At 30.3% G+C, this 24,681-nt stretch carries 25 protein-coding genes and 1 other annotated feature; all 25 genes read left to right on the plus strand.

The features are described 5' to 3' along the window. Positions 1-17 precede the first annotated feature (17 nt). The 25 genes from C1715_RS11115 to C1715_RS11235 all read left to right on the plus strand — a co-directional run bounded on the left by C1715_RS11115 (position 18) and on the right by C1715_RS11235 (position 24,598). Positions 18-386, plus strand: a complete 369-nt coding sequence (locus C1715_RS11115) for an ornithine aminomutase subunit alpha (protein WP_102400556.1) — start codon at positions 18-20, stop codon at positions 384-386. Then, positions 379-2,583 carry a D-ornithine 4,5-aminomutase subunit OraE gene (oraE, locus tag C1715_RS11120; protein WP_102400557.1) on the plus strand — a complete coding sequence of 735 codons (2,205 nt, stop codon included), beginning with the start codon at positions 379-381 and terminating at the stop codon, positions 2,581-2,583. The genes C1715_RS11115 and oraE overlap by 8 nt, the downstream gene beginning before the upstream one ends. Positions 2,584-2,598: 15 nt before the next feature. Further along, on the plus strand, positions 2,599-3,927 hold the full coding sequence (locus C1715_RS11125; protein WP_102400558.1) for a GlmL-related ornithine degradation protein: 1,329 nt from the start codon (positions 2,599-2,601) through the stop codon (positions 3,925-3,927). A 20-nt stretch (positions 3,928-3,947) separates the two neighbouring features. Then, positions 3,948-5,018 (plus strand): ornithine racemase Orr, encoded by a 1,071-nt coding sequence (orr, locus tag C1715_RS11130; protein ID WP_102400559.1) that lies wholly within the window; start codon positions 3,948-3,950, stop codon positions 5,016-5,018. Between the two features lie 316 nt (positions 5,019-5,334). Then, positions 5,335-6,252: an AEC family transporter gene (locus C1715_RS11135; protein ID WP_102400560.1), complete on the plus strand. Its 918-nt coding sequence runs from the start codon at positions 5,335-5,337 to the stop codon at positions 6,250-6,252. A 411-nt stretch (positions 6,253-6,663) separates the two neighbouring features. Continuing rightward, positions 6,664-7,194 carry a flavin reductase family protein gene (locus C1715_RS11140; RefSeq protein WP_102400561.1) on the plus strand — a complete coding sequence of 177 codons (531 nt, stop codon included), beginning with the start codon at positions 6,664-6,666 and terminating at the stop codon, positions 7,192-7,194. A 69-nt stretch (positions 7,195-7,263) separates the two neighbouring features. Beyond that, complete coding sequence (locus C1715_RS11145; protein WP_102400562.1) at positions 7,264-8,091, plus strand: hypothetical protein; 828 nt, start codon at positions 7,264-7,266, stop codon at positions 8,089-8,091. A gap of 280 nt (positions 8,092-8,371) precedes the next feature. After that, a complete protein-coding gene (locus C1715_RS11150; protein WP_102400563.1) occupies positions 8,372-8,530 on the plus strand; it encodes a zinc-ribbon domain-containing protein in 159 nt (52 codons plus the stop codon). A 787-nt stretch (positions 8,531-9,317) separates the two neighbouring features. Next, positions 9,318-9,941, plus strand: coding sequence for an IS607 family transposase (locus tag C1715_RS11155; protein WP_102400564.1), 624 nt, complete (start codon positions 9,318-9,320; stop codon positions 9,939-9,941). Next, entirely contained in the window at positions 9,904-11,073 is a 1,170-nt protein-coding gene (locus tag C1715_RS11160) for an RNA-guided endonuclease InsQ/TnpB family protein (RefSeq protein ID WP_180964063.1), read from the plus strand. Before C1715_RS11155 ends, C1715_RS11160 begins: the two co-directional genes overlap by 38 nt. 160 nt (positions 11,074-11,233) lie before the next feature. Beyond that, the gene (locus C1715_RS11165) at positions 11,234-11,656 is read left to right on the plus strand and encodes an HNH endonuclease (protein WP_102400566.1); all 423 of its coding nucleotides are present in this window, start codon (positions 11,234-11,236) and stop codon (positions 11,654-11,656) included. Positions 11,657-11,674: 18 nt separating this feature from the next. Beyond that, the gene (locus tag C1715_RS11170; protein ID WP_102400567.1) at positions 11,675-12,262 is read left to right on the plus strand and encodes an SGNH/GDSL hydrolase family protein; all 588 of its coding nucleotides are present in this window, start codon (positions 11,675-11,677) and stop codon (positions 12,260-12,262) included. 89 nt (positions 12,263-12,351) lie between these two features. Beyond that, a complete protein-coding gene (locus C1715_RS11175) occupies positions 12,352-13,620 on the plus strand; it encodes a replication-associated recombination protein A (protein ID WP_242971944.1) in 1,269 nt (422 codons plus the stop codon). Positions 13,621-13,728: 108 nt separating this feature from the next. Then, entirely contained in the window at positions 13,729-14,148 is a 420-nt protein-coding gene (locus C1715_RS11180; protein ID WP_102400569.1) for an RrF2 family transcriptional regulator, read from the plus strand. Between the two features lie 12 nt (positions 14,149-14,160). Next, the gene (nifS, locus tag C1715_RS11185) at positions 14,161-15,351 is read left to right on the plus strand and encodes a cysteine desulfurase NifS (protein WP_102400570.1); all 1,191 of its coding nucleotides are present in this window, start codon (positions 14,161-14,163) and stop codon (positions 15,349-15,351) included. Between the two features lie 2 nt (positions 15,352-15,353). Continuing rightward, positions 15,354-15,782 carry a Fe-S cluster assembly scaffold protein NifU gene (gene nifU, locus C1715_RS11190; RefSeq protein WP_102400571.1) on the plus strand — a complete coding sequence of 143 codons (429 nt, stop codon included), beginning with the start codon at positions 15,354-15,356 and terminating at the stop codon, positions 15,780-15,782. A gap of 18 nt (positions 15,783-15,800) precedes the next feature. Continuing rightward, the gene (gene mnmA, locus C1715_RS11195; protein WP_102400572.1) at positions 15,801-16,877 is read left to right on the plus strand and encodes a tRNA 2-thiouridine(34) synthase MnmA; all 1,077 of its coding nucleotides are present in this window, start codon (positions 15,801-15,803) and stop codon (positions 16,875-16,877) included. Between the two features lie 354 nt (positions 16,878-17,231). Continuing rightward, positions 17,232-17,645, plus strand: coding sequence for a Fe-S cluster assembly scaffold protein NifU (gene nifU / locus C1715_RS11200; RefSeq protein ID WP_102400573.1), 414 nt, complete (start codon positions 17,232-17,234; stop codon positions 17,643-17,645). A gap of 318 nt (positions 17,646-17,963) precedes the next feature. Next, positions 17,964-18,138: a binding site (T-box leader), on the plus strand. 77 nt (positions 18,139-18,215) lie between these two features. Next, positions 18,216-20,849 carry an alanine--tRNA ligase gene (gene alaS, locus C1715_RS11205; protein ID WP_102400574.1) on the plus strand — a complete coding sequence of 878 codons (2,634 nt, stop codon included), beginning with the start codon at positions 18,216-18,218 and terminating at the stop codon, positions 20,847-20,849. An 87-nt stretch (positions 20,850-20,936) separates the two neighbouring features. Then, entirely contained in the window at positions 20,937-21,191 is a 255-nt protein-coding gene (locus tag C1715_RS11210; RefSeq protein ID WP_102400575.1) for an IreB family regulatory phosphoprotein, read from the plus strand. A 56-nt stretch (positions 21,192-21,247) separates the two neighbouring features. Continuing rightward, positions 21,248-21,658: a Holliday junction resolvase RuvX gene (gene ruvX, locus C1715_RS11215; protein WP_102400576.1), complete on the plus strand. Its 411-nt coding sequence runs from the start codon at positions 21,248-21,250 to the stop codon at positions 21,656-21,658. A gap of 25 nt (positions 21,659-21,683) precedes the next feature. Next, positions 21,684-21,944: a DUF1292 domain-containing protein gene (locus C1715_RS11220; RefSeq protein WP_102400577.1), complete on the plus strand. Its 261-nt coding sequence runs from the start codon at positions 21,684-21,686 to the stop codon at positions 21,942-21,944. A gap of 115 nt (positions 21,945-22,059) precedes the next feature. Continuing rightward, entirely contained in the window at positions 22,060-22,518 is a 459-nt protein-coding gene (locus tag C1715_RS11225) for a Fur family transcriptional regulator (protein WP_102400578.1), read from the plus strand. 38 nt (positions 22,519-22,556) lie between these two features. Further along, positions 22,557-24,224: a ribonuclease J gene (locus tag C1715_RS11230; protein ID WP_102400579.1), complete on the plus strand. Its 1,668-nt coding sequence runs from the start codon at positions 22,557-22,559 to the stop codon at positions 24,222-24,224. A 23-nt stretch (positions 24,225-24,247) separates the two neighbouring features. Continuing rightward, positions 24,248-24,598: a YlbF family regulator gene (locus C1715_RS11235; protein ID WP_102400580.1), complete on the plus strand. Its 351-nt coding sequence runs from the start codon at positions 24,248-24,250 to the stop codon at positions 24,596-24,598. The last annotated feature ends 83 nt before the right edge of the window (positions 24,599-24,681 follow it).

Below are 24,681 nucleotides of genomic sequence, written 5' to 3' on the forward strand. Positions count from 1 at the left end.
TATAAGGGGGGCTATTTGTGAAAAGAGCGGATGACTTTGAAAAAAGAAGAGAGCATATTAAGAATTTAACAGATGAAGAGCTTTATAATAGATTTTGGAGTTTAACAGAAGAAATAGTTAGACCAATGGTAGATTTAGCATACAATAACACATCACCTTCTATAGAACGTTCTGTGCTTTTGAGAATGGGTTTTACAAGTATTGAATGTTCAGAAATAGTTAAGCAGGGTTGTAAATGGAACCTTTTAGGAAAAGGTATGGGGCATGTAGTTTTAGAATATGCAAATATTAAAGGAATAGATTACATGGAAGCAGGAAAGCAATTGGCAGAAGGAAAAGGATGGGAAGAAATTGGAGAAGTTATGGGTGGTGAGTTAAATGGGTAATGAAAAGAAAAAGCTTATGGAAAACGAAAAAATAAATGTAGAAGAGATATTAAAAGATTTAGATAATTATAAGCCAAAGAGAAGGGGATGGCATTGGAGAGAGGCATACAATGAGCCTGTAGGTGATTTTAACTATAGTGAAATATCAAAGCCTTTAAAAAAGAGCAGACCTCTTCCAGCAGCAAGAGGATTTAATAATATAGATCCTCAACCTATTCAGGTTATTACTTCTGAAATTGCATCAGGTAGATTTGAAGACGATATAAGAAGGATGAGAATGGCGGCTTGGCATGGGGCAGATCATATAATGGTTATAAGAACCGCGGGGCAAAGCCATTATGATGGACTTATTGAGGGTACTCCAGAAGGTATAGGCGGAGTTCCTATTACAAGAAAGGAAGTAAGAGCTACTAGAAAAGCTTTAGATATGATAGAGGAGGAAGTGGGAAGAGAGATAAATTTCCATTCCTATGTTTCAGGAGTAGCAGGTCCAGATATTGCAGTAATGTTTGCAGAAGAAGGAGTAAATGGAGCACATCAAGATCCTCAGTATAACGTTTTATATAGAAATATCAATATGGTTAGATCCTTTGTAGATGCTGCTGTGGCAAAGAGAATAATGGCCTTTGCAGATATTCTTCAAATAGATGGAGCACATAATGCAAATGCAACAGCTATGAAAGGCTACAATGTATTGCCAGAGTTAATGGTTCAGCATGCTATAAATGCTAAATATTCAGAAATGGTGGGAATGAAAAAAGAAAATATATCATTATCTACAGTCCCTCCTACAGCACCACCAGCTCCTTGTTTAAAGTTAGATTTGCCTTATGCTGTGGCTTTAAGAAAGATGTTTAAAGATTATAAAATGAGAGCTCAAATGAATACTAAATATATGGAGTCCTGTACTAGAGAAGCTACAGTAACTCACGTTTTAAATATGCTCATTTCAAAATTAACCTCGGCAGATATACAAAGTACTATAACACCGGATGAAGGAAGAAATGTCCCATGGCATTACAATAGTATACATGCAGTTAATACAGCAAAACAAGCTTTATTAGGTATGGATGGACTTAAGGAAATGGTAGAGCTTAAGGATGAAGGATATTTACCAAACAAAGTTAGGGAAATTACTGAAAGAGCTATATTATTCTTAGAAGAAATAATAGAAGTAGGGGGATATTTTAAAGCAGTAGAAGAAGGATTCTTTGTGGATTCAGGCATGTATCCAGAAAGAAATGGGGATGGTATAGCTAGAAAAATTCAAAAGGGAGTAGCAGCAGATACGGTAGTTCTTAGAGATAAGGATTATTTCGCTCCAGTTTGTGCTCATTTTGGATATAATCATATACCTGAAAAATATAATATAGAAAAGCCTTGTGAGGCCATAAATGGATGTACTTTATGTAAGCATGAAAAAATACAGTATATAGATGAGTTAGACCCAAATGATAATGTATATAAAAGAATGGAAAAAGTTAAAGAGGATGGAACCATAAAGCCAGAAGTGGAGTGGAGTAAAGATGGTATTGTAACCATTAATATGTTTATACCAGAGGATGAACGAACCAGCGAAGCGGCTGCTCTTGAAATAGCTAAAAATATGAATTTATTAGATCCAGAGGTTATACACAAACAAATTTTGCAGGATAGTGAAGGAACTTATGTAGAGGTTAAAGGTAAAGTTAATTTCTCAATTAATAAGAGCGAATTAAAGGTTCCAGAAAAGAAACAAATTTTGAGTGATGAAACTATGAGAGAGTTTGTTAAGAAGCATCCAATAAGAGTTGTAGCAGCCACTGTTGGAGAAGATGAACATTCTGTTGGACTTAGAGAAATAATAGATATAAAACACGGGGGAATAGAAAAATACGGTATTGACTGTGTATATCTTGGAACTTCTTGTCCAGTTGAGAAACTTATAGATGCAGCTATAGAAACTAAGGCTCAGGCTATACTTGCCAGTACCATAATAACTCATAATGACGTACATGTAAAAAATATGCAGAAGTTAAATAATCTCTGCATAGAAAAAGGAGTTAGAGATAGTATTATATTGGTTTCTGGAGGAACTCAGGTAACAGATGAAATTGCTAAAGCCAATGGAATGGATGTAGGATTTGGCAGAGGTTCTCATGGTAATGATGTAGCATCTTTCATAGTAGAAACTCTTCAAAAAAGATTAGAAGAATAAAAAAGGATGATTTTTATGAAGGTTGACTATTTAATAGCAGAAATAGGAAGTACTACTACTTTAGTAAGTGCACTAGATTTTAATAGCAAAGAAATACTTGTAGCGCAGGGTAAAGCCAATACCACAGTGCTTCAAGGAGATGTAACAGTAGGACTTAAAAAAGCTATAGGTGAAATAGAGGAAAGTTTAGGAGAAAAGATCGTATGGAATAAAATGCTCGCCACTAGTAGTGCTGCAGGTGGTCTTAAAATAACAGTTCATGGTTTGGTTCAGGATATGACAGTTAAGGCTGCTAGGGAAGCAGCCCTTGGTGCTGGGGGTATAATTAAAAATGTCACAGCAGGAAAGCTCTATAAAAGTGATTTAAGAAAAATTAAAGAATTAAAGCCTAATTTGATAATGATAGCTGGGGGAACAGATTATGGAGAACGCGATACAGCTATTTATAATGCAGAGGTTATAAATAGAGAAAACTTTGGGATACCTGTAATTTACTGTGGAAACATAGCAAATAGAGAAGATATAAAGGAAATCCTTCAAGGACAGGAATTTTATATTGTAGATAATGTGTATCCAAGAATTGATGAATTAAATGTAGAGCCTGCCAGAGAGGTGATTCAAAGAGCCTTTGAAAATAATATAGTAAAGGCTCCTGGTATGGACAGAATAAAAGAAATGGTAGATGGAACCATAATGCCTACGCCGGGAGCTGTAATGGAAAGTGCGAAGTTATTATATGATAGCATTGGAGATGTTTTAGTCATAGACGTAGGTGGAGCTACTACTGATGTTCACTCAGTTACTGAAGGCTCATCAGAGATACAGGACATACTTTTAAGTCCAGAACCTAAAGCTAAAAGAACTGTAGAGGGGGATTTGGGAGTATATATAAACAGCTCTAACGTAATAGAAATATTGGAAGATATAGAAATGGAAGGATTAAATAGAGAGTATATAAAAAATAATATAGAACCTATACCAATGACAAAAGAACAAAAGAAATGCAGCTGTATTTTAACTAAGAAAGCAGTTAATACTGCAGTTGATAGGCATGTGGGATATATTAAAAGAGTTTATGGGTCAGGTAAAAAATTTATAGCTTATGGTAAGGATTTATCCAAAGTTAGGTATATAGTGGGTACTGGAGGTGCACTTACAAAACTTCCAGAAGGAGAAAATATGCTTAAAGGTATAAAGTATCTTAAGGAAGATTTAACTATGTATCCAAGAGAAGAAGCAAAAGTTTTAATTGATCATATGTATATAATGGCTTGTGCAGGAGTGCTTGCTAGAGAAAATAAAGAGTATGCTTTAAAGCTTATAGAGAAGAGTTTAAATTTATAAATATAAAAGAGGGGATTTTTATGGGAAAAAGTTATCCTTGTATAGAAGTTTATTTGAAAAAAATAACCCATAATGCCAAAATAATAGTGGAAATGTGTAACAAATCAGGTATACATGTAGTGGGGGTCACTAAAGTATTTTGTGCTGAAAGACCAATTGTAGAAAGTGAAATAAAAGGTGGAATAGAGCTGGTAGGAGATTCTAGATTAGAAAACTTAATAAAGATAAAAGATTTAAAGTGTAGAAAAATGCTTTTACGAATACCCATGGAGAGAAACAGTGCTAAGGTGGTTAAATACTCAGATATCAGTTTAAATTCAGAATTTTGTACTATAAAAGCTTTGTCAAAAGCAGCCCAAAAAATAAATAGGATACACGCAGTAATTCTAATGATAGATGTGGGAGATTTAAGAGAAGGGATTCTGGAGAAAGATGTACTGGATACAGTAAAACAAATAATTAAACTACCAAATATAAAATTATGCGGAATTGGCACTAATTTAACTTGTTATGGAGGTATAATTCCCGATGAAAATAATTTAGGAAAGCTTTTAAAAATAAAAAAAATGTTAAAAGAACAATTAAATTTAGAATTGCCTATTATATCAGGAGGAAATTCTAGTAGTATACATTTAGTTATAAATGAAAAAATGCCTAAGGGAATAAATCAACTTAGAATAGGTGAAGGTATTGCACTAGGCAGAGAAACTGCTTTTGGGGAGAGTATAGAGGGTTGCTATAGAGATTGTTTTGTATTAAAAGGAGAAATAATAGAAATAAAAGAAAAACCATCAATTCCTGTAGGCAACATAGGTATGGATGCTTTCGGAGAAATCCCTCATTTTGAGGATAAGGGAATAAGAAAAAGAGCCATTGTTGCTATGGGGAGACAGGATATAAAGATTGATGGAACTTTTCCTAGAGATAAATACATTACAGTTTTAGGAGGTAGTAGTGATCATTTAATATTAGATGTGACAGATAGTAAAGAGGAATATGATGTGGGAGATATATTAGAATTTAATGTAGATTATGGCTGTTTACTTCAAGCTATGACCTCTCCTTATATTAAAAAATATTATATAGAATAATAAAAAAAGATTTAAGAGAGAAAGAGAAAAGGTAAGAATTAATAGGTAAAAAGTAAGAGTTTCTTAAAAAAAATTCAGTCTTGCTGAATTTTCACCATAACTCTTACTTTTTACTTATTTACAAATTAATTATAAAAAACTCCTTGAGTTTTATCCTTAAATAATACTTATTACCTCTTACTTATTTATTGCCTATCTGCAAATTTAAAATATTAGTATATAGTTGTATATGACGAATGTATAATATTAATATGTTCAAATCAAGATTAATATCATATAATTAAATGTGTATTTTATTTAAAAAGGATGGTGCGCAGTGGCAAATTTAGGGGTCATAAATCAAGTATTAATTTTATTTTTAATCATTGGAGTAGGATATATTGCTAGAAAAATAGGAATATTAAATAAGGAACTAAATAAAGGATTTTCAGATTTACTACTTAAAATAACACTTCCTTTTATGATAATAGGTTCTTTCAATCATAAGTTTTCACCAGAAATGATGAAAAATATAAAGAGTATTTTTATATATTCTTCCCTTATACATATCTTATTGATTCCTTTAAGCAAAGCTTTTTATATTAAATTTCCAAAAGATAGGGATAAAAAAGATATTTTAAGGTTTGTAACTGTTTTTTCAAATTGTGGATTTATGGGATATCCAGTACTTCAAAGTATATACGGTAACATTGGAATACTATATGCATCGGTTTTTAATATTCCTTTTACCATATTTAGCTGGACTTTTGGAGTTATGTTGTTTACAAAAGATAAAGAGTCTAGAAGTTTAAAAAAAGTAATGACAAATCCAGGTATAATAGCAGTTATTATAGGTGTAGTAATATTTTTGTTTTCTATAAAGTTGCCTTATGCATTAATGAATACTCTGAATTTAGTTGGGTCTATTACAACTCCGGTATCTATGATACTTATAGGTAGTATGTTGGCAGAGGTAAAGTTTTCAGATATATTTAAGGAAACATCCATATACTATGCGTCTATAATAAGACTCTTAGTTATACCAATAATTATTTATTATTTTATGAATTTTTGTGGAATTGATAAATTTTTGATAAACATAGCTGTAATAGTTGAAGCTATGCCTGCAGCAGCTATATGTTCAATATTTGCTGAAAGTTATGGTAAAAATCCTAAATATGCATCACAAAGTGTATTTATTACTACTATGCTTTCTATAATTACCATACCACTTATACTTATGATTATTAAATAATTAAAATTTTATATTGGAATAATATACTAACTATGAATTCTAGGCTTTATATTAAATTTTAAAGGAAGCTTAGAATTTTGTTTTATTGATATTTTAATTTAAAATAAGAATTTCGTTTAGATGAGTATTTAGTGTGAATGGCAAATAATTTGAGAGGTTTTGTATATTTGAGAAGTGCATGTAAAATATGTTAGAATGTAATATAGATGATTAAACCACAAAAAGGTACAATGTGGTGGAATTATGAAATTTCTCTTTCATGACTTGCATAAGAGCTTGGAATAATAAATTTAAGAAATTTCATAATTCAAGCAATTTAATACTTTTTGGGAGTAATAGTATAGAGAACATAAAAATATTAATGTAGAGGTTAAAGATAAATTAAACGCTATATATTAAAGGAGGAGTATTATGGATATTAATTATACTTTAAATTTGGAAGAAGCTTTAAAAAATTTACAACACAGAGGAGCATTTCTAACTGTTACAGATAGGGAAGGAAATACAAATACCATGACCATAGGTTGGGGTAATATAGGATACGAATGGGGAAGACCCGTGTTTATAGCATTGGTAAGGGAGTCAAGATATACTCATAAATTATTAGAAAATGCTGAAGACTTTACTGTATCAATACCTATGGACGATAGTATGAAAGATGCTATAGGTTTTTGTGGAAGTAAATCAGGAAGAGAGTATGATAAATTTAAAGAATGTCATTTAGGTGTGCAAAAAAGTGAAAATGTTAAATCACCTTCCATAGAAAATTGTGGAATGATTTATGAATGTAAAATAGTTTATAAGCACAACATGGATATTAATTTATTAGATGAAGATATTAAGAAAAAATGGTATAAGGAAGAAGAGAGCAAGTGGTATGCACCTGGAGATGCCCACACTATATATTATGGAGAAATATTAGAGTGTTATAATAATAAATAATGTTTTAATGTTCTAAAAGCATATTTGCATCTATAAAATAATAGGGGAATAATGCTAAGGAGAGGTATGGTGGCTGATAAAATTGCAATACCATTTTACTTAAACGAAAATGCTATAAATGATATATATACTATGATAATTATAAAAAAAAATGTAAATATAAAAAGCATTACGAGAAAGAAACAGTGTATATTAAAGTTAAATACTCCTTTAAGCAATGTTATGGAAGGTAAATATGTAGAGGGGGATTTATCCATACAAATATTAAATGAATATTCACGGGAGCTAATAGATGAACAGGTATCTATACTATTAGAAGCCTTTATTAGTGTTCTGGATACATTAGAAGACAATGGAATGATTAAGCATATAAATAATAAGAAAGATTTAGAAAATGTACAAAATAATGATTATATATTGATTAATTCTAAAATTCATGAAGCATCTGTAGTTCATAATATAAAAGAAATGATAAATATTATGGAGGCGGAAAAAATAATAAGAATGGAAGAAGATCCCTATAAGGATAAGATTTTAAAATCCCTTAAAGAACAATTAAATAGTTTTAAAGATAATAAATCCATTAAGTATTTATCAGAAGACTTTCTTGGGGCTAATGTTAAATTTATATTACCATTAAAAACTGAGTACCTACGAGGCGATATGGAGCATTTGATGAATAGTGAATTATTTATATTTGCAAAGGTAATAAATTTTTGTAAAAGTTCAGGGGATAAAGAAAGAGCTTTAAAAATTGGTGGAAGTTTTGATTATTTAGAAGATATGCTTGCTAATACAAACTATAAAAGTTTTATGAAAGATACTAAAAAAAATCAGTTAAGAGATATGGAAGAATACAGTTTTATAGAAACAATACCAATAGCTATATATATATAACTGAAATTCGTAATTTGAAACTTATTCGAAAAATTTTTAACGAAACAATGTGTTTTTAAGGAGTTATTACAATCAATATTTATCCAAAAACCTATGTATATTTAGTGTCTAAATTGTATATTACAAATTGTAGATATATATATAATTAGTATTGAATAAGCTATTACCATATGGTATAATAAGTAAAAAAAATAGCGATTTAACCTTTTTAAGAAAATTTACTCCTAGATTTGGAGAAGCAGGTTCTTAAATCGTTAAATCCAAGTTTAGGAGGTTTTTTATGGCAGATAAGAATTTAGTTTGTAAAGATTGCGGCAAGGAATTTGTTTTTACAGAAGGGGAGCAAGAATTCTACAAGGAAAAAGGATTTGAAAATGAACCAAAGAGATGCCCAGAGTGTAGAAGACAAAGAAAACAGCAAAACAGAGCAAGAGATTAAATTGTAAATTATAAATTTTTATTAATGTTTATTTAAATATAGTATTATGGATATAGAGCAGATAGTTTAATATAACTATCCATTCTATATCTTTTTTTATTTTATTAAATATTCAACTTTCGCACATAAAGTTCAAGCTCTACATTAGATTAATAAGGGTTTTTAATTTAAAATTTAGAATGTAAAATAGGAATTTGTAGAGTAGGTAAGAGGTAAAAAGTAAGAGTGAAAAGGTAAGAACTAATAGGTAAAAGGTAAGAGTTTCTTTAAAAAATTCAGCAAAGCTGAATTTTCACCACAATTATTACTTATTACCTGTTACTTACAAATTAATTATAAAAAACTCTTTGAGTTTTATCCTTAACTCTTACTTCTTAGCTCTTACCTATTACTTACTTGCAAATTTTAAATTGTAGTTAGTTTCTAAAAGAACTTTATTCTTCATTTTAAATTTTATATTTTTATTTTTTAACTACGAAAGTTGAATTAAATATTATAAGATTAATGTTATAATATACTAGAAATAAAGTTAAAATATCAGTAAGATGTTATGTATTTTGAAACTCTCTTAAGCTAACTAATTCCATGTATATGAATTTTACATTTTACAGATTATGCAATCTAAACATGGATAGTAGGAGTTTTCATAATTTTTTTAGCTTTAGATAGTTGTACTAAAGTTAAGGATTAGTTAATTTTAATGTAGGAGATATCTTTAGTTATTTAAAATATAGATAAAAGTAATTAAATATAGTAAAATATACTTATGAAAAGGAAGTGAGTACATTTGAAAAATAATAACTATAAACCAAATGAATTTGCAGAATTAATTAATGTATCAGTTAGAACATTGCAAAGATGGGATAACGAAGGAATATTAAAAGCATTTAGAACACCAACAAATAGAAGATATTATACTTACGAACAATATAAAGAGTTTAAAGGAATAACATCTTCTGAAAAAAGAACAATTATATATACAAGGGTTTCAACTTCTAATCAAAAAGATGATCTAAAAAATCAAGTTGAGTTTCTTAAACAATATGCTAATGCAAAAGGAATTATTGTAGATGAAATTATAGAGGATTATGGAAGTGGATTGAACTATAATCGTAAGAAATGGAATAAACTAATAGACCAGTGTATGACTTCTGAAATAAGCACTATAATAGTAACTCATAAAGATAGATTTGTACGTTTTGGATTTGAATGGTTTGAAAGATTTTTAGAGAAATTTAATGTAAAAATAATAGTAGTAAATAATGAAAGTCTATCACCATCAGAAGAATTAGTTCAAGATATAATTTCCATACTTCATATTTTTAGTTGCAGAATTTATGGCTTAAGAAAATATAAGAAAAAGATAAAGGAAGATGAAGAAGTTGAAAAAAGCATACAAAATAGAGATTAAACCAACAGAAGAACAGACAACTAAAATTCATCAAACTATTGGTGTAAGTAGGTTCATATACAATTTTTATATTGCTCATAATAAAGAAGTTTACGAAAAAGAGAAAAAATTTATTAGTGGTATGGATTTTTCTAAATGGCTTAATAATGAGTATATTCCTAATAATACCGATAAAATTTGGATTAAAGAAGTATCCTCTAAAGCTACTAAACAAGCCATTATGAATGGAGAAAAAGCTTTTAAAAAGTTTTTTGATGGTAAAGCAAGTTTTCCTAAATTTAAGAAAAAGAAAAATCAAGATGTTAAAGCTTACTTTCCAAAGAACAATAAAACAGATTGGACTATTGAAAGACATAGAGTTAAAGTACCAACTTTAGGCTGGATTAGATTAAAAGAATTTGGATACATTCCAGTTAACTCTATGGTTAAAAGTGGTACAGTAAATCAAAAAGCAGATAGATATTTTGTTTCAATTTTAGTTGAAGAAGCTATTAAAGTAGATAATAAACCTTACTCAGAAGGAATAGGCGTAGACCTTGGACTAAAGAATTTTGCAATTTGTAATAATGGCTTAACTAAAAAGAATATTAACAAAACTAAAACAGTTAAAAAAGCAGAAAAGAAACTAAAACGTGAGCAAAGAAAGCTTTCAAGAAAATATGAAAGTTTAAAATTAAGAAATAAAAAAGAGAAAGGAGAAGCTACTCGTCAAAATATCCAAAAACAAATAGTCAAGGTACAAAAACTTCATCAAAGACTTACAAGTATAAGAAATGATTATATAAATAAAACAGTGAATGAGTTAATAAAACAAAAACCAAGTTTTATAACTATTGAAGATTTAAATGTAAGTGGAATGATGAAGAATAGACATTTAGCTAAAGCGGTTGCTGGGCAAAAGTTTTATGAATTTAGAACTAAGCTTATTTCAAAAGCTAAACAAAATGGCATTGAGATAAGAATAGTTAATAGATTCTATCCAAGTAGTAAAGTGTGTAGCTGTTGTGGAGCATATAAGAAAGATTTAAAACTATCTGATAGAGTTTACAAATGCAGTTGTGGGCTTTCTATTGATAGAGATTTAAATGCTTCAATAAATTTAGCTAATGTTAAAGAATATAAGATAGCTTAATTAAACAAGCACTTATATGTGTACCCAAGGCTATTTGGGGAATTAACGACTGCGGAGTACTATACAAACTGTAGTAGCTTAGGCAAGACAGAGTACGTTGAAGCAGTAAGAATCTCAATATGGATACATTTGACCATGTTTTGAGTAGCAGGATAATAGTTTGAAAAGATGCATTGTATGTGGAGAGGCAGGAGAAAGACATCATATTGTATTTAAAAATGCAGGTGGATTTGATTTTCCGTTAAACTTTATATATCTATGCTCAGAGCATCATAGAGGAAAAAATGGACCTCATAAAAACAGAATTGTAGATTTAAAATATAAGATTAATATGCAAAATGCATTGTTTAGTAAATTAAATGAAAAATACTATAGTATAAATGACATTATAAAGATTCTAAGTATAAATCCAAGGCAGGCTAAAGTGCTAATAAGTAATTTATCAAAATATAGTGAAGGATATAAAGCTGAGGATATTATAAAAAAGTTAATGGGTGGTAAATTTTATTATGAATTCATGATAGATGAGGATTATCATGATTGGTGGAATGTACCAGAGAAAGAGATATTCTTAAAGAAATGAGGATAAAGGAGTTTGAATATGAAGATTGTATGTATTGGTGATAGTTTAACTTATGGCTTTGGTGTTATGAAAAGACATACTTGGATTGAAATATTAAAAGAAAAATTAGAGATACGCTTTGTAAATAAGGGAATAAACGGAGATACTACAGCAGGAATGTTAAGTAGATCTTATGAGGATATTATTTTGAATTATCCAGATAAAGTTATAATCATGGGAGGTACTAACGATTTTATTTTAGGTTATGATTTGAAAAGAGTTCAAGAAAATGTAATTTTTTTGGCTAAGGAAGCAAATGAACATGGCATAGAGCCAATAATAGGGATACAAATACCTACGGAACCTAAATTGGCAAGGGAGAAATGGACTAAAGAAGTAGACTATGAAAATGTCAATAAAAAAATAGTAGATTATAGGAATAGAATAATAGAGGCTTGTAAATTTAATGGATATAAATATATAGATTTTTACAAGGAATTTGTTCATGAACTAAAGGACAATGGAGATTGTAGATATTATACCGATGGTATACATCCTAATTATGAAGGACATAAGATAATGGCTAGAAGTGCTGAGAAGCTTATAGTCTCCAAGACAGAAAAATAACACTTATAACGGACTAAATTTAAAGAGTACTTAAAAATCATAATTATTTAAAATAATATATAAATATGTATGACTTTGGAGGGATTTTTTTGAAACCTTTAGCGGATAGTATACGCCCAAGTTCTATAGAAGAGGTGGTGGGACAAGAACATCTTTTAGGAAAGGGTAAAATATTAAATAAAATGTTATCTTCAGGAAAAATAACTAATAGTATATTTTATGGGCCACCGGGAGTTGGAAAGACTACTGTAGCTAATTTAATGGCAAAAGTGTCTAATAAAAGTTTTTATAAATTAAATGCTACTAATGCTTCTTTAAGTGATATTAAGGATATTGTAGAAGAGTTGGATAGTTTAATGAATTTAAATGGAATCATACTTTATTTGGATGAGATACAGAACTTTAATAAAAAACAGCAGCAATCTTTATTAGAATTCATGGAAAATGGCAAGATAACTTTAATAGCCAGTACTACAGAAAATCCATTTCATTATGTGTATAAGGCTATTTTAAGTAGAGCAGCAGTTTTTGAATTTAAGCCTATAGAAGAAAGGCATATAGAAGCTGCATTAAATAGGGCTTTAAGTATAGCTCAAAAGGAATTTAAAAACATAGATATAAATGCAGAAGAAAAGGTGCTTTCTTACATAGCTAAATTAAGTGATGGAGATGTGAGAAGAGCTATTAATATTTTGGAAATATGTATAAATACAACAGATATAGACGAAAATGGTATTTTGAATATAAATGAAGGAATAGTTAAAAATTGTTGCCCTGCAAAAATACTAAATTATGACGTAAATGGTGAAAGTCATTATGATATTTTAAGTGCTTTTCAAAAGTCTATAAGAGGAAGTCATGTGGATGCATCTTTGCATTATTTAGCTAGATTAATAAAAGTAGGAGACTTAATATCTATATGCAGAAGATTATTAGTTATAGCATCAGAAGATATTGGACTTGCATATCCTAATGCTATAAATATAGTAAAAGCCTGTACAGATTCAGCTATGCAGTTAGGTTTTCCAGAGGCTAAGATACCTCTTTCCGAGGCTGTAATACTTTTAGCCACAGCACCAAAATCCAACTCGGCATTGTTGGCTATAGATAGAGCATTAGAGGATTTGGATAAAAAATATATTAGCGAAATACCAGCTAATATAAGGGATGGTCACTATAAAGGTGCTGAGAGTTTAGGCAGAATGCAAAACTATAAATATCCTCATGATTATCCCAATAATTATATAGAGCAGAATTATATGCCAAGTAGTATTGAAGGTAATATATATTATGAGGCAGGCAACAATAAGATGGAAATAAATGCTAAAAAATATTGGGATAAGATAAAAAAACTATAAGATTTAAATCTTATAGTTTTTTTTATTTTAATGTTGACAAGAATGGTCGGGTTTGATAATATTTATTTATAAAGTTGAGTGAAAAGCTCGGCATTAAGAGGTGATTAAATGAAATTATCTACTAAAGGTAGATATGGGGTAAAAGCTATGGTGGATTTAGCCATAAATTATGGGAAAAATCCTGTATCTATAAAGTCTATTTCAGAAAGGCAGGATATATCTGAATACTATTTAGAACAGTTATTTTCACCTTTAAGAAAGGCAAAACTTATAAAGAGTATTAGAGGTGCACAAGGTGGATATGTTTTAAATAGAGAACCAAAAGACATAACTATCTTTGATATAATGGAAATTCTAGAAGGACCAGTAGAAATATCTGGTTGTCTAGAAGGAAATAAATGTAACAATATTGAGTGTTGTGCTACTAGGCTTTTATGGAAAAAAATAAAGGAAAGCATAGATAGCGTAACCACGTCAGTAACTTTACAAGATATTGTAGATGATTATAAAAGAATGAATGAAAAGTAGGGAGTGATATAAATGGAAAACAATAAAAGAGTTTATATGGATTATGCGGCTACTACATATACAAAGCCAGAAGTTTTAGAGGCGATGATTCCTTATTTCACACAGGAATTTGGAAATCCATCATCCATATATTCATTATCAAGAGAAACAAAAAAGGCTATAGATTTAGCAAGAGAAAGAGTTTCTAAAGTTATAAATTGTGAGCCAGCAGAAGTGTTCTTTACAGGTGGAGGTTCTGAGGCAGATAACTGGGCTTTAAAGGGAATAGCTTTTGCAAATAAACATAGAGGAAATCACATAATAACTACTAAAATAGAGCATCATGCTATACTTCATACATGTGAATTTTTAGCCAGAAATGGTTTTGAAATAACCTACCTTCCAGTAGACGAAGAAGGTAAAATTAGAATAGAAGATTTAAAGAATGCTATAACAGATAAGACGATATTGGTTTCAATAATGTATGCAAATAATGAGATAGGAACTATACAACCGATAAAAGAAATAGGTGAAATTTGCAGAGAAAAGAGAATATTCTTCCATACAGATGCAGTTCAAGCTATAGGTCATGAAAAAATAGACGTTAAAGATATGAAAATAGACTTATTATCTATGGCAGCTCATAAATTTTATGGACCTAAGGGTGTGGGAGTTTTATATATAAGAAAGGGCGTAAGAATAGACAACTTAGTTCATGGTGGTGGACAGGAAAGAGGCAGAAGGGCAGGAACTGAAAATATAGCTGGTATAGTTGGACTTGGAAAAGCTATAGAATTGGCAGATGAAAACTTAGAAAAAGAGCAAGAAAGACTTTCTAAGTTAAGAGATAAATTAATAAACGGACTTTTAAAGGTTCCATATACTAGATTAAATGGACCAATAGGGAAAGACAGACTTGCAGGAAATGTGAATATTTGTTTTAGATTTATAGAAGGTGAATCAATACTTCTTCTTTTAGATGCTAAGGGCATATGTGCTTCTAGTGGAAGTGCTTGTACATCTGGATCTTTAGATCCATCACATGTACTACTTGCTATAGGGCTTCCTCATGAAATAGCTCATGGTTCTTTAAGATTGACTTTGGGAGAGAAAACCACAGAAGAAGATGTAGATTATGTACTAGAAGTGGTACCTAATATAGTTCAAAGATTAAGAGATATGTCACCATTATGGGATGACTTTTTAAAGAAAGGGGATAAATAATTATGATATATAGTGAAAAAGTAATGGAGCATTTTACAAATCCAAGAAATGTAGGAGAAATACAAGATGCCAATGGAGTGGGAGAAGTTGGCAATCCTAAATGTGGCGATATAATGAAAATTTATTTGAAAGTTGAAGATGATATTATTAAAGACGTTAAATTTAAAACCTTTGGATGTGGATCCGCTATAGCATCATCTAGTATGGCTACGGAACTTATAAAAGGGAAAAGGGTAGAAGAAGCTTGGGAACTAACTAACAAGGCTGTAGCTGAAGCTCTAGACGGGCTTCCACCTGTAAAAATGCACTGTTCAGTTTTAGCAGAGCAAGCTATACACAAAGCTATAAATGATTATAGAAAAGGTAAGGGATTAGAGCTTTGGGATTACGAAGAAAAAGATGCCCATGATCACGAGCATGGAGAAGAGTAAAATAAAGGTGATAAAATTATGAAAAAAAAAGTTGTCATAGGTATGAGTGGAGGAGTGGATAGCTCTGTAGCTGCATATTTGTTAAAAGAGCAAGGTTATGATGTAATAGGTATAATGATGAGGTTAGCTCCAGATATTAAGGAGTATGAGGAATGCGAAACCAGTTGCTGTAGTTTATCTGCAGTGGATGATGCGAGAAAAGTTGCAGATAAATTAGAAATTCCATTTTATGTTATGAATTTTAAGAGTGAATTTGAAGAACAGGTTATTAAGCCTTTTGTAAGTGAATATAAAGAAGGCAGAACTCCAAATCCCTGCATAGCATGTAATAAGCATGTTAAGTTTCAAGCATTTTTAAGAAAAGCTAGGGCTATAGGAGCTGAATATATTGCTACAGGTCATTATGCTAGAATAGAAAAAGAAGGAGAAAGACATCTTCTCAAAAAGGCATGTGACCCAAAAAAAGATCAAAGCTATGTATTATATAATTTAACACAGGAACAGTTAGCGCATACATTGATGCCTTGTTCTAAATATACAAAAGAGGAAATAAGGGCTATAGCGGAGAAAATAGGCCTTAAGGTTCATAACAAAAGGGATAGTCAAGAAATATGTTTTATACCAGATAATAATCACGGAAAGTTTATAGAAAACTATACTAATAGTAATAGTAAACAAGGTAATTTTGTAGATAAAGAAGGAAATATTTTAGGAAAGCATAAAGGAATAGTACACTATACCATAGGACAAAGAAAAGGATTAGGAATTGCTTTAGGTAGACCTGTATTTGTATCAGATATAAATCCTGTTACTAATGAAGTTACTTTAGGAGATGAACAGGATATATTTAAAACAGAACTTTTAGCTACAGATATGAATTTTATTCCTTTTGATTCTTTAGAAAAACCTATGGAAGTAGAAGCTAAGATAAGATATTCTTCAAAACCTGCAAGGGCCATAATAATTCCAGAAAAAGAAGGAAAAGTTAGAGTGGTCTTTGACCAAAAGCAAAGAGCAATTACTAAAGGACAATCAGTAGTGTTTTATCAAGATGATTTAGTAGTTGGCGGTGGGATAATCGAAAAAATAATATAGAATTTCATATTATGATTATTTCATAGATTATATAAATTCTCTCCTATGCTGGTTGTGGGGGAGAATTTATTAATACTTAGCTATAAATGAGAAAAAATCGTAGCATAAATTTACACTATTACCTAGAACTTAAAAATTCTTTAAAGTACCTAACGAAAATAAGTCATAATAATTAAGATATTTTGCGGGGTGGGCACTAGTGATTAGGGATTAATAAATAGAGTTTTTTTATAAAAGCAATGGTTAATATATGAAACGAATTTTTTCATGTATAATTATAGTATATAAGTGTATACATAAATAAAAGGCAATTTTTACGAAAAGTAACTTTTTATAGTTGAGGAGATGTGTAATATGATGTATAGTGACAAAGTCTTAGAACATTTTTATGCTCCTAGAAATGTTGGGGTACTGCCTAATGCAGATGCTGTAGGAGAATATGGAGACCCAAAGTGTGGGGATGTTATGAAATTTTATTTTATTATAGAGGATAATATAATAAAAGATGTTAAATTTAAAGCTTTTGGATGTGGTTCTGCTATAGCATCAGCTAGCATAGCTACAGAAATTATAAAGGGTAAAACACTAGAAGATGCTTGGAATATAACTAATAAATCTGTTATTGAAGCATTAGAGGGGTTACCACCTTCAAAGGTGCATTGCTCAGTGTTGGCAGAACAAACTATACACAAAGCAATAAATAATTATAGGCAATTTAAGGGATTAGAGCTTTGGCAGGATAAATATAATCATGAAGAAATTCAATAATAATGTTGACATATATTATATTTTTTTTTATAATTTAATTTAACATAATTGTGCGAAATTCTCCCATCCTGTATAGGTGAGAGATAGATAGCACTTGCCCATAGACAACATATGTGATAACATATAACAAATTATAGGTTTGCAAAAGTAACTTGTGAAGTTACAGTACCGTAGATACTACGGGAAGGTTTTTCCTCATAAAAAAGCCATAGCCTTGGAAACTGACAGCCTGTAAAAGAGATTTCCACTTGTGGTTAGGAAGGATTAAAGGAAGCTCACACCTCTTAGGTGGTGAGTAGTTCACGGCAACTAAAAGAATATATGGCAATGATAAGAATGAGTAAGCATTAATTAGGCATTTAGAGAGAAAGTGGTTGGTGAAAACTTTTTGCAAGTTATGTTGAAGCTGTCTTTGAGCTGTAACTTTATGAGAGACACAGTATAGTGTACTGTGTAATTAGGGTGGTAACGCGGAATGATTTTCGTCCCTTTAGGGTATGAAAGTCATTTTATTTTTTTGTATACATTTTTAATAGGTGTATTAAAGAGAGACTATAAGGAGGGAATAATATGAATAAAACAGGATTAAATGAAATAAGAGAAGCATATTTGAGCTTTTTTGAAAGTAAAAAGCATTTAAGATTAAAGAGCTTTCCATTGGTGCCTCAAAATGATAAAGGGTTATTATTAATAAATGCTGGTATGGCGCCATTGAAACCATATTTTACGGGACTTAAGACTCCTCCAAGTAAAAGGGTAACTACTTGTCAAAAATGCATAAGAACTGGTGATATTGAGAATGTAGGAAAAACATCAAGACACGCAACTTTCTTTGAGATGCTTGGAAACTTTTCTTTTGGTGATTATTTTAAAGAGGAGATCATCCCTTGGGCATGGGAATTTGTTACAGAGGTTTTAAAAATATCAAAAGACAAATTATATGTAACCATATATTTGGATGATGATGAGGCATATGAAATTTGGAGTACAAAAACGGACATAGATCCTAAAAGGATATTCAGACTAGGAAAAGAAGATAACTTTTGGGAAATAGGACAAGGACCTTGTGGACCATCATCAGAAATACATTTTGACAGAGGAACTGGAAAAATAGATAATGTTGATGAGTTTGTAAAGGCTTCAGAAGAAGATAGAGTTGTAGAGTTCTGGAATCTAGTATTTACACAATTTGACAAAGATGAAGAGGGAAATTATAATAGATTAGCCCACCCCAATATTGATACAGGTATGGGACTTGAAAGAATTGCAACTATAATGCAGGGGGTTGATAATATATTTGAAATAGATACTATGAAGAATATATTAGATAATGTATGTACAGTAGCTAAAGTTGAATATGGAAAAGAGCCTCAAAAGGATACTTCTTTAAGAATAATAACTGATCACGTGAGAAGTGTTACGTTTATGATAAGTGATGGTGTTCTTCCATCAAATGAAGGAAGAGGATATGTATTAAGAAGACTTTTGAGAAGAGCAGCAAGACATGGAAGACTTCTTGGCATAAAGGATATATTCTTATATAAACTTTGTGATATAGTAATAAAAAATTCATCAGGTGCATACGCTGAGTTAAAAGAAAAAGAAGAATATATAAAGAAAGTAATTAAATTAGAAGAAGAAAGATTTTCTGAAACAATAGATTCAGGAATGGATATATTAAAATCTTATATAGAAGAAACAAAAGGAAAAGGTGAAAAAATATTAAGTGGGGATAAAGGATTTAAATTATATGATACCTATGGATTCCCAGTAGAACTTACAGAGGAAATACTACAGGACGAAGGCATGAAACTGGATTTGGAAGGCTTTACAAAAGAGATGACAGAACAAAGAGAAAGAGCTAGAAATGCTAGGGAAAAGTCTAATTATATGGGAACAGATGATGGCATAATTAATAAAATTCCATCAGAAATAGAAACAATATTTAATGGTTATAATAATATAGAATTAAATTCAAAAGTTAAATTAATAATAAATGGAGAAGAATTTTCAAATAACTTAACTGGAGATGGAATAATAATTACAGAGGAAACTCCTTTCTATGCAGAAATGGGAGGACAAATAGGAGATAAGGGTGTAATATTTAATTCTAAATTCAATGGTGAAGTAGTGGATTGTAAGAAAAATATATCTGGCAAGGTAATGCATTTTGTAAAAACTATTTCAGGAGAATTAAATGTTGGCGATGAAGTTACCCTTAAAGTAAATGAGGAATTAAGAAAAAATGTATGCAGAAATCATACTGCGACTCATATGCTTCATGAAGCATTAAGAGAGGTATTAGGAGAACATGTTCACCAATCAGGTTCTTATGTAGATGAGGGAAGATTAAGATTTGACTTTACTCATTTCTCAGCATTGAATGAAGAAGAAATAAATAAAGTAGAAGTTTTAGTTAATAGAAAAATAATGGATGCAGTGACTGTAACTACAGATGTAATGACCATTGATGAAGCTAAAGCAAAAGGCGCTACAGCATTATTTGATGATAAATATACTGACGAAGTAAGAGTTGTATCTGTAGGAGATTTTAGCAAAGAACTTTGTGGTGGAACTCATGTATATAATACTGGAGAAATTGGATTATTTAAAATACTATCTGAGACTGGAGTAGCTTCAGGAATAAGAAGAATAGAAGCACTTACGTCATTTAAAGCTATAGAATTTGTAGAAGAAAAAAATAATTTGATTAAAGAAATTTCTTCAATATTTAAATGTGCAGAGAAAGACATTTTAAGTAGAATAGAAAATCAAATGACAGAACTTAAGGAAAAAGAAAAAGAATTAAATGCTTTAAAAAGTAAATTAGCAGGTAGTGCCAAAGATGATATAGTAAATGAAGCCGTAAATATAAATGGAGTAAAAGTAGCAGTAGGAGTTTTGAAGGATGTAGAGGCTAATGCTTTAAGAGACTTAGCAGAAGAGGTAAAAGCAGCTCTTGTAGATGGAGTAGTAGTTTTAGGTTCTATAGTAGGTGGAAAGGTACAATTTGTAGCTATGGCATCAAAAAGTGTATTGAATAAAGGTGTACATTGTGGTAACATAATTAAACAAGTAGCCAAAATAGCTGGAGGCGGTGGTGGAGGAAGACCAGATATGGCACAAGCTGGTGGAAGTCTTCCAAATAAAGCAAAAGAAGCTATAGATAAAGTAAAAGATATAATAGAAGAATCTGTTAAATAGTATACTTTTTGATGGATTTGTTTTATAATAATATTAAATATAAGAATATGAACTAGTCCTAATGAACCATGAAAATGAGGTGATTATATGGGAATTAATGAAAAAACTTTACAATTTGATTTCCCTAAAGATAATAAGGAACTGACTAAAAATATATTGACAGAAGTATATAAATCATTACTAGAAAAAGGATATAATCCGGTAAATCAATTGGTTGGTTATCTAATATCTGGTGACCCTACTTATATAACCAATTATAATGGGGCTAGAGCTCTTATTAGAAAGTTAGAAAGAGATGAGATACTAGAAGAAGTATTAAAAGTTTATCTGGATATAAAATAAAAATGCCTTTTAAGGCATTTTTATTTTAACATTACATATACTAGAGGGAGAATAAAATGCGAATACTAGGTTTAGATATAGGAGATAGAACAATAGGTGTAGCTGTAAGTGATCCTTTAGGATGGATAGCTGGGGGAGTGACTACCATAAGAAGAAAAAACGAAGAATATGATTTACAAGAATTGGATAAACTATGTAAAGAATATGAAGTTGAACTTATAGTAGCAGGATTACCTAAAAATATGAATGGAACACTAGGTCCCCAAAGTGAAAAAGTACTTGAATTTTGTGAAAAAATTAAAGAGAAAATTAATTTGCCTATAAAAATGTGGGATGAAAGACTAACTACTGTAGCAGCACACAAGGCTATGATAGAAGGAGATTTATCTCGTGCTAAAAGGAAAAAAATAGTCGATAAAATAGCTGCTATTTATATTTTACAAGGATATTTGGACAGTATAAGATAAATAAGTGAAGAAAGGATGATTAAATATGGATAATAACGTAGAAAACATAGTATTAAAAGATGAAGAAGGAAAAGATGTAGAATTTAATGTTATAACTAAATTAGATATTGAAAGTGATGAATATGTAATAGTTTCACCGGTAGATGACGAGGAAGATGAAGCTATAGCATTAAAAATACAAAAGGATGATCATGGAGAAGAAGTATTAGTTACTATAGATGATGAAGAAGAGTTTAATAGGGTTGCAGAAGCTTACGAATTGATATTTAGTGAAGATGAAATGTAGTATAAAGTCTTATATAAATGATAAATAATATTAATTAATAATATTATCAATTGACAATACCTATTTTACATATTAAACTTATTATAAATAACATTTAATTAAGAGAGGTATTAAGATGGGTGAAATATTTCCTAATTTTATGGAGAAATTAAAAAATGATTTGAAAGATAAAGGTTATAAGTTAACTCCTCAAAGAAGGGCTATAGTTTCCACCATTATTGAAAATGAAGGAAAGCATTTAACTGCAGAGGAAATTTATGATTTAGTAAAGGAAGGTTGTCCTGAAATTGGTCTTGCCACAGTATATAGAACATTACAATTATTGGAACAATTATCTGTTGTAAGTAAGTTAGAATTAGATGATGGTTGTAGTAGATATGAGCTTGTTCATGAAAATGAAAACCATAAACATCATCATTTAATATGTACCAAATGCGGTAAAGTAATAGAGGTTAAGGATGATTTACTGGAGGATTTAGAAAGTAAAATAGAGGAAACATATAAGTTTAAAATATATGACCATAGTTTAAAGTTTTATGGTCTGTGTAGGAACTGCATTAATGATGATAAATAAATATTAAAATATAAAATTATGAAAAGGAGGGTAGTACTTTGCGAAGAGAAAGTGATAAGATAAAAGTTATCCCCTTAGGGGGAATGAATGAAATTGGAAAAAATTTAACAGCAATTGAATACAAAAATGAAATAATTGTAATAGATTGCGGTTTGCAGTTTCCAGATGATGAGATGTTTGGTATTGATTTAGTTATACCAGATGTTACTTATTTAATAAAAAATAAAGACAAAGTAAAGGGTATATTTTTAACCCACGGTCATGAAGACCACATAGGAGCTCTTCCATATGTACTTAAACAATTAAATGTGCCGGTATACGGAACTAAGCTTACCATAGCTATAGTAGAAACTAAGTTAAAAGAACATGGATTACTAAGTTCGGTAGAACTTAGAAGGGTTCAACCTAAGGATGTAGTAAAGCTGGATTTATTATCTATAGAATTTATTAGAACAAGTCATAGTATTCCAGATGCTATAGCTATCGCTATTCACACGCCAATTGGAATAGTGCTTCATACGGGAGATTTTAAAATAGATTATACTCCTATTGATGGAAGTGTGGCAGATTTAAGTAGATTTGCAGAATTAGGTAGAAAAGGTGTAATTGCCATGCTAGCAGATAGCACTAATGTGGAAAGACCAGGATATACTATGTCAGAAAGTACTGTAGGTGAAACTTTTACAAATATTTTTTCCACAGCAAGGGGAAGAATAATTGTAGCCACATTTGCGTCTAATGTCCATAGAATTCAACAGATAATTTCAGCTTCCTATAAGTATGGAAGAAAGGTTGCAGTTTCAGGCAGAAGTATGGAGAATATAGTTAATGTAGCTAGCGAATTAGGATATCTAGATTATATAGATGAAACTTTAATAAATATAGATGATATAAGGCGATATCCTAATGAAAAGATAACCATAATAACCACTGGCAGTCAGGGAGAACCAATGTCTGCTCTTTCTAGGATGGCTTCTTCTGAGCATAGAAAAGTAGAGATTATGAAAGGTGACATGGTAATAATATCAGCAACTCCTATACCAGGAAATGAAAAGTTGGTTTCGAAGGTTATAAATCAATTGTTTAAAAAAGGTGCGGAAGTAATATATGAAAAATTAGCTGATGTTCATGTATCTGGACACGCATGTCAAGAGGAATTAAAATTGATGCATACTTTAGTAAAACCTAAGCATTTTATACCAGCTCATGGTGAATATAGACATTTAAAGCAGCACGCTGAGTTAGCTACTAAACTGGGATTATCAGAGGAAAATATAGTAATAGCACAAAATGGTGATGTAGTTGAAGTAACAAAATCAGGAATAAGAAAGAATGGAACAGTAGTGTCAGGACAGGTGTTTGTAGATGGATTAGGTGTAGGGGATGTTGGAAATATAGTTTTAAGAGATAGAAAACATCTTTCACAAGATGGTATTTTAACAGTTGTAGTTACTATAGAGAAGGAAACTGGAACTGTAATAGCTGGTCCAGATATAATATCTCGTGGATTTGTATATGTAAGGGAATCAGAGGATCTAATGGAAGAAGCTAAAAAGATTGTAAGAAATCAATTAAATGAATGCGAAAAAAATCGCATAACAGAATGGGCTACGATTAAATCTAAAATAAAGGATTCTTTAAGATTATTCTTATATGAAAAGACAAAGAGAAAGCCTATGATACTGCCTATAATTATGGAAATATAAAATAAAATTATTTGGGGTGAAATATGAACATATATGATAAAGCGCATGAATTTGCAAGTTATCTTAAAGATTGTGAAGAAGTAGTTAAATTTAGAGAAGTTTCAAAAAAAGTTAATGAAAACGAACAAAATAAAAAAATGTTAAACGATTTAAGAAGTATTCAATTCAAAGCATACTCAGAACAGATAGAAAAAGGAGAAATTTCAAGCGATACAAAGGAGAAATTAGAAGGCTTAGGGGCTGTTATATCTATGAATCCTGCTATAAGTGAATATGTTCAAGCTGAATACAAATTTGGACTTTTATGGGAAGATATAATGAAAATATTACATGATGCGGTAGGTATAGATATGGATTTTTCTCAAAATAAATAGAGATGTTAGTTGACTTTTTAAGTTGAAAATATTAGAATATAATTTGATGCGTTATACTATGTAAAATTGGATACTAAATTGTA

Source organism: Haloimpatiens massiliensis, assembly GCF_900184255.1.
Taxonomy (GTDB): domain Bacteria; phylum Bacillota; class Clostridia; order Clostridiales; family Clostridiaceae; genus Haloimpatiens; species Haloimpatiens massiliensis.

What these genes read in the sequence shown, in the direction of transcription:
- oraE (WP_102400557.1), top strand. Translation starts at nt 379, where the DNA reads ATGGGTAATGAAAAGAAAAAGCTTATGGAAAACGAAAAAATAAATGTA.
- C1715_RS11125 (WP_102400558.1), top strand. Translation starts at nt 2,599, where the DNA reads ATGAAGGTTGACTATTTAATAGCAGAAATAGGAAGTACTACTACTTTA.
- orr (WP_102400559.1), top strand. Translation starts at nt 3,948, where the DNA reads ATGGGAAAAAGTTATCCTTGTATAGAAGTTTATTTGAAAAAAATAACC.
- C1715_RS11140 (WP_102400561.1), top strand. Translation starts at nt 6,664, where the DNA reads ATGGATATTAATTATACTTTAAATTTGGAAGAAGCTTTAAAAAATTTA.
- C1715_RS11150 (WP_102400563.1), top strand. Translation starts at nt 8,372, where the DNA reads ATGGCAGATAAGAATTTAGTTTGTAAAGATTGCGGCAAGGAATTTGTT.
- C1715_RS11160 (WP_180964063.1), top strand. Translation starts at nt 9,904, where the DNA reads ATGAAGAAGTTGAAAAAAGCATACAAAATAGAGATTAAACCAACAGAA.
- C1715_RS11170 (WP_102400567.1), top strand. Translation starts at nt 11,675, where the DNA reads ATGAAGATTGTATGTATTGGTGATAGTTTAACTTATGGCTTTGGTGTT.
- C1715_RS11180 (WP_102400569.1), top strand. Translation starts at nt 13,729, where the DNA reads ATGAAATTATCTACTAAAGGTAGATATGGGGTAAAAGCTATGGTGGAT.
- nifS (WP_102400570.1), top strand. Translation starts at nt 14,161, where the DNA reads ATGGAAAACAATAAAAGAGTTTATATGGATTATGCGGCTACTACATAT.
- nifU (WP_102400571.1), top strand. Translation starts at nt 15,354, where the DNA reads ATGATATATAGTGAAAAAGTAATGGAGCATTTTACAAATCCAAGAAAT.
- mnmA (WP_102400572.1), top strand. Translation starts at nt 15,801, where the DNA reads ATGAAAAAAAAAGTTGTCATAGGTATGAGTGGAGGAGTGGATAGCTCT.
- nifU (WP_102400573.1), top strand. Translation starts at nt 17,232, where the DNA reads ATGATGTATAGTGACAAAGTCTTAGAACATTTTTATGCTCCTAGAAAT.
- alaS (WP_102400574.1), top strand. Translation starts at nt 18,216, where the DNA reads ATGAATAAAACAGGATTAAATGAAATAAGAGAAGCATATTTGAGCTTT.
- C1715_RS11210 (WP_102400575.1), top strand. Translation starts at nt 20,937, where the DNA reads ATGGGAATTAATGAAAAAACTTTACAATTTGATTTCCCTAAAGATAAT.
- ruvX (WP_102400576.1), top strand. Translation starts at nt 21,248, where the DNA reads ATGCGAATACTAGGTTTAGATATAGGAGATAGAACAATAGGTGTAGCT.
- C1715_RS11220 (WP_102400577.1), top strand. Translation starts at nt 21,684, where the DNA reads ATGGATAATAACGTAGAAAACATAGTATTAAAAGATGAAGAAGGAAAA.
- C1715_RS11225 (WP_102400578.1), top strand. Translation starts at nt 22,060, where the DNA reads ATGGGTGAAATATTTCCTAATTTTATGGAGAAATTAAAAAATGATTTG.
- C1715_RS11235 (WP_102400580.1), top strand. Translation starts at nt 24,248, where the DNA reads ATGAACATATATGATAAAGCGCATGAATTTGCAAGTTATCTTAAAGAT.